Source organism: Dapis purpurea BLCC-M126 (genome assembly GCF_050015975.1).
In the GTDB taxonomy this organism is placed as follows: domain Bacteria; phylum Cyanobacteriota; class Cyanobacteriia; order Cyanobacteriales; family Microcoleaceae; genus Trichodesmium.
This window is the reverse complement of sequence record NZ_JBNHER010000337.1, coordinates 9,929-23,611: the sequence shown is the minus strand read 5'-3', so window position 1 is coordinate 23,611 and position 13,683 is coordinate 9,929. Positions and strand designations below refer to the sequence as shown.

Here is a 13,683-nt window from a genome sequence, read left to right as displayed (position 1 = left end):
GCTTAAGAGGTTAGCGATCGCCTAATTTTTTAGAGATACCAAATGGGTTCTATACTGTAACTATTTATTGCCAAGATCTCAGACGCAACTCTGAATTTGGAACGTAATCATACATCCAATTTTCAAAATTTTCACGTTCTTGTTGTAACTGTTGGTTAGTTTGCTGGAAAGGTTGATAATAAAGTTTCTCCCGCGCTGCACTATGGGTTTGAATAATTGCTGTACGCTGAATGCGACGGTTATCGTAGTTGGTAAGGGCAGTTTGTAGGTCTGGGAAGTTGTACAAACACTCACCAAGTTCATAGGCGTCTTCAAAAGTAGTATTAGCTCCTTGTCCTGCTGCTGGTGTCATCGGATGAGCAGCATCTCCCAATAACGTTACCCTGCCATAACTCCATTGGTTCAATGGCAGTCTGTCACATATTGGTCCTTCCAATATCCGTTTAGGATCTGTCTGTGCTATCAGTTCTGTTACTGGTTCCATCCAATTAGCAAATTCTCTAAGGACACGAGACTTTGCTTCAGCCAAAGTAGAAGAAAGTGTAGAGTCTGGCAATAACTTCCGCGCTAGCCAACTCATATTTCCTTCCCCTACACCAAGTAGGAACACTATACTTTCTTCTCCTTTCATCAAGATGACTTCATTTTGTTGTAGTAAATCATCTTTATAATTTACAACAGCTCGCCAAGACATACTGCCAACATATCGAGGTTGACTATCACCAATCAATATTTCTCTAACTGTAGAGTTTACCCCATCAGCTCCAATTAGCAAATCTGACTCAACAGTTTTTCCATTCTCAAAGTTGGTGATAACGCTATTTTCATTTTGTTCAAAACCAATGCAACGATAATTCAGGTGAATGACTTCTGATGGTAGATATGATGCTAAAATCTGTTGTAAACGATACCACCAGATAGTTAATGTTGGTTGTCCATATTTTTTGAACATTGGACTTTCGTAGGTCATAATAGTTTCTCCAGTGACTGTTTTTAAAGTCACTTTTTCAACTTTACAACCTGAACATTTTAGTATATCTACTATACCTGGCTTAATTGCATCTAGGCATCTCAAACCATTAGGGTGCAAACCTACACCTGCTCCCACAGGACGAAATTCTCCAGCACGCTCGTACACACGAGCATCAATACCTTGTTTTCTCAGAGCGATCGCTGTTGCTAGACCACCAGGCCCGGCACCAATAATAGCAACTTTCTCAACTGTTTTTTTCATTGTATTATAGCAATTAACTATTCTGCACAGCTCGGAGTATTCTAGCAAGATAATCAGCCCGCCATTGCTCCCGTTCCTCATTTAATTGTGCATCTGGCTGATAATTTTCAATATCTTCGGAGGAAATGATACCTTTAGCTACTACTAATTTTTCAATTGTATCTAGGCGTTCCCGCAATACAGAAACTTCCCCTGCTAATGCCATTATTATTGCCAGTAATTTATCGTTATCTGTGTTATCCAAATAATCTGGTCGCTTGCCTTTGGCTTGTTTAGGAATCATCTTTTTTTTTGTTTGTCTTTTCGCTCTCAATGTTACCAGAATTATGAATTATGAATTGAAATACAAAATTTAATAATTCTCAATTCTACATTCTCAATTCTACATTCTCAATTTTATTTAGTACCAACAATAATGAATGACTGTCTTCCATTATCTTGTTCGAGCAGTGTGTCAATGAGACTATCTCTAGAAAAACCTGCTTCTCGTGCTACAGCTACTAAATCTAAATCTCGCATCGCACTCCAGAAGGGTTCATTATTATTAGTTGTTTCTTCATCGTAGAGGAATGCAGTATATAAATCTAGATGACGATACAAACGCGCATCTTGATGTATCATTATCCCACCTGGAGCTAATAAACGATAACTTTCGCGGAAAACATTTCTAATTGCTGGCACAGGTATTTCATGTAGAAAAATATGACTTACCACCAAATCAAATGATTCATCTGGGAAGTTAGTCTTCTCAGCATTCTGTTGGCTAAAATGCACCCGTTTTCCTAAAGACTCTGCTCGTGCATGACCATAGCGTAATATGGCAGGAGCTAGATCGATGCCATAAACTTCAGCATTTGGGTAAGCATCTACATAAGGCAAGGTGTTAGCTCCGACTGTACAACCCATATCTAGAATTTTCCCAGGCTGAAAATTTGGATATTGCTGCTTCAAGAATTTATGAATAACTGTCTGACCTCTGACATCGCGAATAGAGTCACGGTTTCTCATACCATATATGTAAACTCCCAAATCATAGATAGCACCAGCAGATATATCATCTTGAGTGTATTCGCCATTATATCCTCCTGGCATACAATGAATATCTACAGCAGTTTGGTAGACTGGTATTTTCAATTCTGGATCTAAGGTGAGTGTTCCCTGGGGTGCTACTCGATATTTTGCTTGTTTTATCAATTCTGGTAGCTGACGTTCAACTGTAGTCGCAACTGACTCCCACATCATTTCTTGGATAGTCCGCTTCAAGCTACTCAACCATTTATAGTATTGTTGTTGCTGCATACGCCGCCGAATTTCATAACGGTCTTGAGGGGGACGTTGGTTTTCTCGCTCAAATTGTGGTTTGACAGTTTCTTCATATACTACTTTCAACTCAGGCAGCATTTTCGTAGACATATATTTTCTCAAACTGTAGGCAAAGTTTTGCCGTGCTAACTCATCGTGATTAGCTTGTGGCATCATGGGATGAGCCAATTTTGTGTTCATAAGTTGGTATCATATCATGTCCAGAGAATTAGTGATTAAAAAAATCTTTGTTTGTAGTAGGGGTTTATCCCGATATAAGATAGGGATAAACCCCTACTACAAGCTTTAATTATAACTATTCAACCGGACATGATATTACTAATAAGGTCATCAATATTTTATCAGGATTTACGCACCTAAATAACAAGTTGTTTGAGAAGTCATAGATCCCCCCTTTTCCAGGGCAGGGCTATTTTAAAGTATTTTAGATTAAGGATACGCGGGAGAATAGGAGTAATATCATGTCCGGATAATCAGTGATCAAAAAGTTTTTGTTTGTAGTAGGGCTTCAGCCCGATATATACTTAGGGCTGAGAGCTATTATACGAACTTTAATTATAACTATTCAACCGGACATGATATAATGGGGATAGTGGAACAGTTCCCATAAGAAAAAATAAAATAAATTATCTTGCATAAATAATCAATTCTTCTCCCTATTCCCTAGGGCAAACGCATCTAAATTCTGGAACCTTCTGCTGTTAAGCTTTAGATGGGTGATAAGCATAAATACTCAGATCCCTAAGATCGTTACCCTGTCAGAATTTCAAAATAAGATGCGTTTGCCCTGCCCTATTCCCTATTTTTAATAAATTCAAAATCTGGTTTCATACTGAATTGACAACACAGCATTATCATCGAAATTACTACCTCCACGGAGACGCACTTTATCATTAATTTGATAATCCAAAGACAACTCTGTTGCATCAAGTATAGTTGCAGATACTCCGAATTTATCAGTCACGTCAATACCAACCTCTAGACCCCAACCTAAACTAGAAGCACGTTGTGAGCCACTTTTAGGAATAGTCGCAGGAAATATCCGAAATTCACTTAATCCAGTGGCTTCAATAATATCCTGTTGTATGCTACTAAATAGAGCGGTACTTGCCACATTTGCTAATGCTAAACTTCTGTCTGCACTAAGGGTATCAACAATATTACCACCTAATAAACTGACTATTTGTGTCTCTGTTCGCTGCGGAGAACTAGTCAACTCTAGGTTGTCTTCTAATTCTGATAGCGGTCCTGTTGCTTTAGCCATAATTTTAATTCTCTGGCTACTACTCAATGTGCCTGGTGATGGAGCATCGACTGTTTCAGCAGAAAATGCCGAACTCGATCTTGGTGCTGATGAGCCACTGGTTTCAAAGGCTGATGCTAATAATTGTATATCTAGCACGGGGTCAAGTCCATTATTCGGGATAAATTTAGCTGTATTGTTATAGCTACGATCTAAACGCAAATTTGTACTAAATAAATTAATTGTACCTCCTTCTAAGTTAATTGTACCACTGGGACGAATATCGCTGAGAGTACCATTTATCCTTAAATCACCTATGGCTTGAAAATTAGCTAGTCCTGGACTAATCATCTCTAGGCTATCGCTCAATATCAACTGAAAATCATTCAAGCCGATCTCAAATTCTCCCATACCAAAGCTTCCTCCATCTGTTTGATTTTCTCCATTAGAGGCGAAATCACCAGCTAAACCTGCTGCTTGATTCAAAAATATCTTACCTTGGGATACTTCTACGTTACCACCAACATCGGGTTGCAAAGCTGCACCTGTAATTACTACTTTACCATTAATACCACCTTGAAAAGCTTTTTTAAAGTCTACGTTAAGTTTCTCTAGGGTAATTGTTAGAGGGTTATTGATGTCTGGATCTTCGCTGCTAAAAGGTTGCAATAGTGGTAAAGCACCAACAACTTCAACAACACCATCACTAATGTTTCCTTGAATTTCTTTGACTTCGATGCGATCGCCATTAAATAAAACTGTACCTTCTACGTCTGTTAAAGGATCGGGAAACGCTGCTGCTGTTATACTAACATTTACAAATTTGGCATATCCTTCTGCTCGTGGTTCTTGTAATGTTCCTTTTAGCTGCAATAATACATCTCCTTTACCTGAGTCTAAAGTTACCTGATCAGTCAAAATATTTACTATTTGGAATGCATCATCTTTGACATTTACGCTGACGTTAATTCTATCACTGCCTGCGGAAACTGTAGCGAAGGGTAATTCAATGGGTACATCACCTCTATATAAAATAGGGTCTCCAATTATAGAAAGACCTCCACCAAAACGCAGTCGTCCGACATTGTAACTAAAATCTGTTTGTGCGTTTTCAATAGGTTGTTCGTTTAGAGTTCCATCTACTATCTTAACTTCACCTATAGCTCTGGGGTCTTCAAAATTCCCCCCCAACTCTGTTTCTAAATTCAACTTTCCTGTAATATTGATATTTGGCGGTACATAACTCTGGGCAAACTTCTGTATTTCTGCCAAGTCTACATTTTTTAGTTGTAATTTCCCACTTTGATTTTCTGGACTCAAGTCTCCATTAAAAGCTAACAATGCTTCCCCTACTTTCACTTCTAGGGGTTTGACTGTCAATATATCATTTTCGTACTTACCCTGTACGAGAAAATTATCTATTTTGTAAATTCCCCAATTCCAACCACTACCTTTGATATCAAATTTCCCATCAACACCAGATTGTAAAGAACCTTGTGCCATTATTTCACCCGAAAAAGTGACATCTAGATCGGCAAGAGGTGGTATTGGTATAGGAGTGTCTGGTTGTTCGCTTTCTTCCTGTTGTTTAAGCAATGCTTGAATTTCGGCAAACCGACGCAATTGCATAATTACAGGGGTATTTTCTGGAAAACCTGCTGCTGATGTTTGTACATCTGCTGCACTAGCATAATTTGGAGTTGCTATACCTCGGCCAATATCTTCTAAGTCAAACCATTGGAGGGCGGTCAAAATATCCTGCGCTTCTCCTTTTTCTATATTGAGAGTTGCTGCAAATTTTGGATTAAAACTAGCAGCAGATGAATTAATATCAACCATTGCTTGTAAGACATATCGACTTTCACCTAATAATAATGTCCCGTCATTAAGATTTGCTTTTCCTTGAGCATAATTTATATCTGCTGTGAAACTTTCAGCATCTATGTAACCAATTCCAGGTTTTGTCACTGCTAAGTTTCCATTTGCTTTGATTGAGTTAAGGTCAAATGTTCTCAGATCGGATAAAGCTATTTTTGCGGATGCAACTCCCGTAACTGCGCCAATACCAAACTGCTCTGCTGGTGCTATACCTAATAAACCTAGAGGAAATTTTTCTAATGTTACTAGAAAGTTTGCTCCTTCGGTAACTCCTGCTAGTTTTGCTTGGTCGCGTTTAACTAAGAAAGCAGTAGGAAAATAAGTTTCATCTAACACTAATTCTATACGGTCATTATTACCAGCAATTTTAAAGTTTACTCCTTGAGTAATTCCTGCTTTTAATTCACCTGATAATTCGGAATCAAAATCTACTGAATTTACTGCTAAATTTCTCAAAGCCACATCACCAACTAAGTTTAAGTCGGCAATAGATTTTCCAATAACTTTACCATCAAAGTTTACTCTACCTGTTAATAATTCACCTCTTTTTTCTATAGGCAAATCTTCTGTTAACTTGTCTATTGGCAGAGATGCTAAATTAAAATCTGACAAATTGACATTGATATTAATTCCAGAAATAGTCGGAGGTTTTTGTGGAGGAAAATCTACACCTACTATTCCATCAGCATTAACTTCTGGCGGAATAGTAACTTTTTCTATTTCTATTTGTTTGCCATTCCAGCCAAACAAACCATTGAAAGACTTTTGAATGACTGGTAATTCTGAAAGTGTTAATTTTGCTTTTGCTTGAATCGCTTCTGGAGTTAAATTTGCCAGACTTCCCGATAAGTCAATCTTGCTATTAAATAATCCTCCAATTACAGGTAAATTTTCGGCTTGCCCTAATAATTGTTGAGCTTGTCTAATAGCAGCAACGGCAGGTTTTGCTTCTTCTTGTTTTTCTATTGCTGCGGAAAATTGCTCTAAAGGAATTTGGTCTCCCACTACAGCAGCTTGCCATTTTTGACCGACTAATTCTCCACTAATATTTACTGCCCCACCCTCAGCAAAAATTAGTTTACCTTCTGCTTCAGCAGCTATAGCTTCTGGATTTAAATTTTCTAAATTTCCTGCTAATTTAGCATTTCCCAGAATATTGCCATTTATTGTGTCTAAAGAAGTTAAAATTTCTGGGGTAATTACTCCAGTTTCTTTAGCTATTTTTTTGACAAAACTTAGAGGAATAGGGTCAGCGATCGCTACTGCTTCAAAATTTCCTCGCTCTAATTTACCCGTAGCATTAATTGTGTTATTTCCAATTATTAATTTTCCACTTCCATCAGCAGCAATAGCTTTAGGATTCAAATTATTGAGATTAGCAAATACGCTTAAATTCCCAAAAATTTCTCCTTCTATTCCTGGGGGTAAAGTTGCGCTAGGGGGAATAGCAACTAAACCAGTTTTTCTAATTGTTTGTTCTATAGTCCGTAAACTAATTTTGTCTGTTTCAACATCAGCAAAAAAGTTACCTTGATTAAGTCTTCCATCAACATCAATTTTATTCTCATCAATAAATAGCTGACTTTTAGCTGTTGCGGTTATTGCCTCTGGAGCCAAATTTGTTAAATTTCCAGACAAGTTAGCATTTATATTTACTTGACTATTTAAAGATTTAACAATAGGAATTTGAGTCTGTATAGTTTTAATTTCATTAGCTTCTACAGGTATTAAGCCGGATAACAAAATTGACTCCCCTAAATCTATAAGAGGATTTACTGCTAATTTACTGCTATTAACTGAAGCTTGAAAATTTCCTTGATTTAATTTTCCTTGAGCGTTAATTGTTCCTCCAGCAATAATTACTTTGCCATCTCCATTAATAGTAATTCCTTCAGGAGTTAAATTATTAATATTTCCAGATACTGTAGCTCCACCTTGAATATTTCCGTCAGTATTTCTTGGTAAAATATTGGTTTTAGTGGCAACTAATCCGGATTCTGTGAATAATTTTTCGACAGCAGTTAGAGAAATTTGATTTGTGTTAACTGTAGTTTGGAAATTCCCTCTGTTTAAGTTGCCTGAAGCATTAATTGTTCCTGCTTCAATTTTCAGATTTCCCGTTAAATTTCCAGTGAGATTTTCTTTGATAACTTCTGGGTCAAGGTTCGTTAAATTTCCTGATAAATTAACATTGCCATTTAGTTGACCGTTAAGAGATTTGACTCTGGGAATATTTGTCTTAATCAGATTTAATTGTTCCTGGTCAGTAATGATTCCTGAATTTACCGCAGACACGCCTAAATCTAGTAAAGGATTGATTGGCAATTCTTGAGTATTAACTAATGCTTGGAAACCACCATTATTAACTTTGCCACTAGCATTAATTCTGCCATTAGCAAGATTAAGATTGCCGTCAAGATTAGCTGTTATTCCTGCTAAACTTAAATTATTTAGATTCCCAGATACAGTTGCTTCACCATTAATTCTCCCATCAGTTTGACCAGATAATATTGGATTAGGACTTATCAGAATATCCGAATTTCTAGCAATTCTTTCTAAAGCACTTAAACTCAGTTGAGTAGCTGTTCCTTTTCCTTCCACATTACTATTCTTTATCTGAGCATTAAGGTTTGCTTGACCACCAGCAATATTAGCTACCCCGCTCACATCTCCATTAATACTATTAATTGAAAACTTACTTGTCAGACCAGAAAGATTTGCTTGACCATTAACAATGCCTTCTAATCCTGATGGTAAACCTAAAGGTTGTAAAGGTTCTAAATTATCTAAATTAATTTGATTAGCAGTAGCGCTTAGTTGCCAGTTTTCCAAGTTTGCATTGCCATTAATATTAACTGTTCCGCCACCAATTTTAACAATAGTATTTTTAATATTTGCCTGACTATTAATAATATCAACCGCACCACTCAAAGGATAAACTGCTTTTGGTAACTGCCATTGAATTTGCCCTTTGAGAGTTTCCAACGCACCAGCAATTTTAACATCTGTGGAAAAGTCACCGATGGGAAGAGGTGAAGTAATGCCATATTGTTGAGCGATCGCCTCCACAGGTAAATTTTGCACCCGCAAGTCTAAGTCAACAATTGGATTAAATTTCGTTTCTTGCTCCTTCCTAACTCCTTCTTTACTTTCTCCTGACTCCTGAATTCTCAATTCTGAATTCTCAATTCTCAATTCTGAAATGTCGCCTTTACCACTTATTTTCCCTCCCACTACTGGGTTAATTTGTAAGTCTGAGAAACTGGCACTTAAATTAACAGGTTGAAACTCTTGGTTTAACTCAGGACTAATAGTAAACTTAGTAGCAATATCTCTAAACCTTAACCTGTCAACTCTGGTAACTTCAGTAGTCTCAACTTTTCCTGACACGACTGGTTTAAGTAAACTTCCAGAAAGGTTAACATCAGTTTTTACTTTCCCTTCTAATAAAGGTCTAATATTTTGAATTTGACTGCTTATCTGCTGTAACTGTTGTTTAGTTTCTACTGATGTAGTGTTATTCGAGAGTAAATTAATTTCTCTTGTTGCTGTATTAAACAGAGTTTCAAAAGAAACAGGCAAAACTTCCGCTTGCAAATCAAGTTTAATATTTTGTAAGTCTAAGTCTCTTGCTGTTTCCGCTGCACCTCGGAGTTTTACCCCAATATTCCCGTAGTTTGCATTTAAGTTTTCGACATTAACTTTTGGCCAAGCAATATTAGCAACCGTATTCAAGTTAACCGAGTTGCTCAGGATATCGGTACTAGCATTCAACTCTCGTAAGCGAACCTTTCCTCTAACATCCTGCAAAATATCTGCAATATTCTCAGCTATTTTAACCTGAGTGCTGAGGTTCGCATCTAACTCCCCCCTTTCTACATATATATCGGGAATATTTTCTATAGCTAATGCTAAAGGAGCAAATATTGGCAGTTGCAGCTTTTTTGCTACAACATCAGCATCAATAACGAAAGTTTTAAGATTAGCATGAGCGTTAACTTTAAAATTACCACCATTTAAAACCTTGCCATTAAGATTTATTAACCAACGTTCTTCTTCATCTTCAGCGAGAACTTCACTTTTGCTTAGATCTAACAGAATGGGAGTAGCAGATTTTCCCTTTTCCGACGGCTCAATAGTAACATTTAGTTTGGGGAAACTTAGCTTTTCAATGTCAATATCTAATGGTGGAGGAGGTAACTCTGCCAATTGTGGTATGGCAAATGAACCATTAGCTTCTTGCTGTACAATTGCTTGAGATTCTCCGAATGTAATATCCAGTTTTACGGTTTTGAATAAAATTGGTCCAAGAGGAAAAGTTACTTTGACTACTTCTGTAGAGGCACTAATTGAGTCAGTTGAAGTTGGAGGTAAGGACGAAGGGCCAAATTCTATGTAACCCAGGCCAAACTTTCTCAGTTCTCCCACTTTGACTGGTCTTTGCATTAGCTTGGTTAGACTCTCACTAACCATTGGAGCTAATTGATTCTGTACAAACCAGATTCCTGCTATTGCCCCTGGTACTAAGACAGTAGTTAATCCTAGACCACTGATAATTATTATTCGTCTCCATTTTCTGGGGGTGGAAAGGTTGATTTGGTCATTAGGATTTTCTGGAGTGTTTGTCATAATTAATTCAAAAGTTAAAAGCTAAAAGTTAAAAGTTTTAAATTTTTTTTTAACTATAGCTGGTATAGCTAAAGTCAGAAGTCAGAAGTTAAAAGTCAAAAGTTAAATTTTTGCTGTAACTAAATTTAACATTTTGAGAATATCCTAATCCCCCTGGGGACTGCTATAAATGCTACACTTTTGAATTGGCTATCTGCTATTCCTTTGCCGAAAGCGAAACTCCGATGACTTCTCCAATATCACATTGTTATTTTAATCATTTTCTCTTTGAGAAACCCGCTGCTGATGATTTTCTTCCTTTGTTAATTCGTAATATTCCCATTAAGTTAAATTCTAAGTGCTTCCTCAAACCTTCCCGAAGAGCAAAGTTGATTGTCCAAGCAGAAACACAAATGTTAGCTAACCTAGATAGACCTGTGACTTTAAAACAACTAGCTGACAATTTAGAGTCTAGCAGTTCTGCCTTATCTTATGGTTTTCAGGACTTATTTGGCATGAGTCCCATGCGCTATCTCAAAGTACGACGACTTAATGCAGTGCGACAACGCCTGAAAGCAAGCGAAGCCAAAAATTGTAACATCGCCATCCTTGCCAGTCAATTTGGGTTCTACAGTCCGAGTCATTTTACTAGAGATTACAAAGCCATGTTTGGGGAGTTACCTTCAGAGACTTTGCAAAAAAAGGCGTTGTTAAATTAATAGGAGTTACGCAGTACAAAGTATTTTAGTCATTGCGACCGACAGGGAAGCAATCTCTAATCCTAGTTTTTCTTACCTCATGCGTAAGTCCTGATCAAGCTATTATTCAAGATATATCGTGATTTTATAGTCTCATATAAAATCCTGTTGAAAAGTGGTTTCATATCAAATCCGGATAATTACTATACCTAAGTCACTGCGACTGTAAAGGAATGGAAGGAGGCAATCTCCTCAACCCTAAAATTATTTACTTTTCATCCTTTCCTGCGGAATGCTGGGCAAACGTCCGACATGAAACGGGCGCAATGACAAGTATTCAACCAGATTCTATATCAAACCTTCTCCTTTGATATCAAATCCGGTTAATTGCACATAGAATCTGGTCATAGGATATGTCTTGATAATTTTTTCAATTACTTTAATAGATATCTCGCTAAATTCCGCACCGGAGAGTGGTCAGGGGTTGATCTCCATCTCCCCATCTCCCCATCCCCCCAACCATATAATAAGTATTCAACCGGATTTGATATAACAGATTATTTGTAAACTTGTAACATTGATTGGTTTTCATCCCGACGCTCCCCTGCGGAAGAGCGCGGATCTTCAACCAACGTTTTGATAAATCCTACAACGCCAACAACATCTCCATCTCATTCGTCAACTCATCTGACCAACTTCCTGTTACTCCAATACCCCGAATAGAATTCAAAATCGTCTTTACCTCCGATGGTATGACCACATTTACAAACGGATAACGATTCACCCAAACCATAGCCTGCTGCATATCCAAATAAAAATAACCCTGATTCGACTTTGGCAAAGATCCCAAAATTTCCTCAAAATCTTCACTATCAATCAAACTATCATCAGGAATACTCATTATTACCTCTATTAATGGTTTTCCCAGCCCCACAAACAAAGTATTATCATCCAACCACCCATATCCAAAAAATGTACCAATACCAACCATTTGCCATTCCGTCAATGACTGCGCTCCCATCTGTTTTTCCTTAACCGCTACACCCGCATTTTTAATCGCCATCTGATTTAACTTTTTCAATGTTGCCTCAGCAGCAGAGCGATCGCTCGTCTCGAAAACCATCGCTCCCCCAACTCCAGTTGTTGCTAAAATTCCCTGATTTGATGCAATCAAACCAATAGCAAATTCTCCATCCATCCAACTAAACACTTCTCGATCCACGTCCAAACCTACTTCCTCAAAAGTCTTCCTCACCATACCCAAAGCATCCTGCAAATCTTCATTTTCCTGTGCTTGAGTCACAAGCTGCGACCAACTTTGACTAATACCCATGCCACTGATAAACATCATTGTCTCCACCGGAAACCGTTGTAAAATATCACCCGATACAGGTTTAGTTAAGTCTGGAGACAATGGAGAAACCAACTTAGTCACTGCTCGCAACCGGACGCCCGCATCATCAACTCCTATTCCCATCACCATAGAATCTATTTGCTCAAACTGCTCTAAACTCTCAACAGACAACTTTTGATTCTCAGGCAGATCGTCCGCAAATTCTGTAACAAACTGACTATAGTCAGGAATAAAAATAGTAGCAATAGTATTCTCAACCCCTGCATTCTGCTGTAAAGTCTCAGTAGCATTTTTACTCATCGAAACACTCTTACCCTGAAACGTATCAATAGCATCTTCCACTGCTGCTGCTATGGGAGCGATCGCCAAATAATCTCCCAAAATTGCTAAATTAAAAGTTTTCCCCGTCTCATCAGTAACTTCTCGAATAGTCACCCCCTGATATTTTTTCTTTATTACCTTACTCTCGTCTTCCCCTTTCAATTTAGTAACAAATCTCAAAGCTTCTAATTTATTTTTAATTCCCACTACCATCAAAATATTTACAGGATCGGTATCTTGCCCTTCCTCACCAGGAACAAAGGCCAACATGACTCCTCCCAACCAAGGTTTAATATCTTTTTCCCAATCAATATTAGTCTCAGCTAAATTTTCTTGCTGAAATTCTGTATAACTCTCACTAATCAACGTTCTTGCTTCAGGAGTACCAAATTGTTCTAATTTAGTTATGGCTTCCTGATTAGGATGGAAAAAAGTGGCCATAATTGCCGATTCTGGCACAACTTGGGCGCTGTTGAGGGGACTAGAGACTTTGATTGCTATATTTTTAAAGTAAAGATATGTGGCAAGACTACCTGCTGCAATGGCACTGATACCAGCAATTAAAAAGTTTAATTTTTTCATATATCTTTTTTTGTTACCTAGTATTTATGAAGTAATACCAATTCACTTTAGATATGTCACAAATAGTTTAAAGCTATATATGTGAAATAATTTCCTGCTACTTGAGCAAAACTATCTTCAATGATTACTACTTATTTATTTTTTCCGTTTCCTGTTCTTTACTGATAAATGTTAAATTAATTTTGCAGACTGGGTAGTAGCTCATCTAGCTTTCAAATGCGGGTAAATTTGAGTTAATGAAGACCTCTGCCCCAACCCCTCTCCTGCAAGGAGAGAGGAGAATATTCCCCCCCTTCCCTTGCAGGGAAGGGGGTTGGGGGGTTAGGTTTTTTTACCCATAACATGAGTCTAGACATCCTAGTAGTAGCTCATCTAGCTTTAAAATGTGGGTAAATTTGAGTTAATGAAGACCTCTGCCCCAACCCCTCTCCTGCAAGGAGAG

The 13,683-nt window shown here is 37.6% G+C and carries 6 protein-coding genes; 1 reads left to right on the top strand and 5 read right to left on the bottom strand.

Annotated features, from left to right (window positions below; genetic code table 11):
* Positions 1-64: 64 nt before the first annotated feature.
* The 4 genes from ACP6PL_RS30850 to ACP6PL_RS30835 all read right to left on the bottom strand — a co-directional run bounded on the left by ACP6PL_RS30850 (position 65) and on the right by ACP6PL_RS30835 (position 10,307).
* Positions 65-1,234, bottom strand: coding sequence for an FAD-dependent oxidoreductase (locus ACP6PL_RS30850; protein WP_426549194.1), 1,170 nt, complete (start codon positions 1,232-1,234; stop codon positions 65-67).
* 13 nt (positions 1,235-1,247) lie between these two features.
* A complete protein-coding gene (locus ACP6PL_RS30845; protein ID WP_426549193.1) occupies positions 1,248-1,517 on the bottom strand; it encodes a hypothetical protein in 270 nt (89 codons plus the stop codon).
* Between the two features lie 113 nt (positions 1,518-1,630).
* Positions 1,631-2,737 (bottom strand): class I SAM-dependent methyltransferase, encoded by a 1,107-nt coding sequence (locus tag ACP6PL_RS30840; protein WP_426549192.1) that lies wholly within the window; start codon positions 2,735-2,737, stop codon positions 1,631-1,633.
* A 634-nt stretch (positions 2,738-3,371) separates the two neighbouring features.
* Positions 3,372-10,307, bottom strand: coding sequence for a translocation/assembly module TamB domain-containing protein (locus ACP6PL_RS30835; RefSeq protein WP_426549191.1), 6,936 nt, complete (start codon positions 10,305-10,307; stop codon positions 3,372-3,374).
* A 224-nt stretch (positions 10,308-10,531) separates the two neighbouring features.
* Between ACP6PL_RS30835 and ACP6PL_RS30830 the strand changes: the two genes are divergently transcribed.
* Positions 10,532-11,005, top strand: a complete 474-nt coding sequence (locus ACP6PL_RS30830) for a helix-turn-helix transcriptional regulator (RefSeq protein WP_426549190.1) — start codon at positions 10,532-10,534, stop codon at positions 11,003-11,005.
* A 625-nt stretch (positions 11,006-11,630) separates the two neighbouring features.
* Here ACP6PL_RS30830 and ACP6PL_RS30825 read toward each other — a convergent pair.
* Positions 11,631-13,241 (bottom strand): DUF3352 domain-containing protein, encoded by a 1,611-nt coding sequence (locus ACP6PL_RS30825; protein WP_426549189.1) that lies wholly within the window; start codon positions 13,239-13,241, stop codon positions 11,631-11,633.
* Positions 13,242-13,683: the final 442 nt, after the last annotated feature.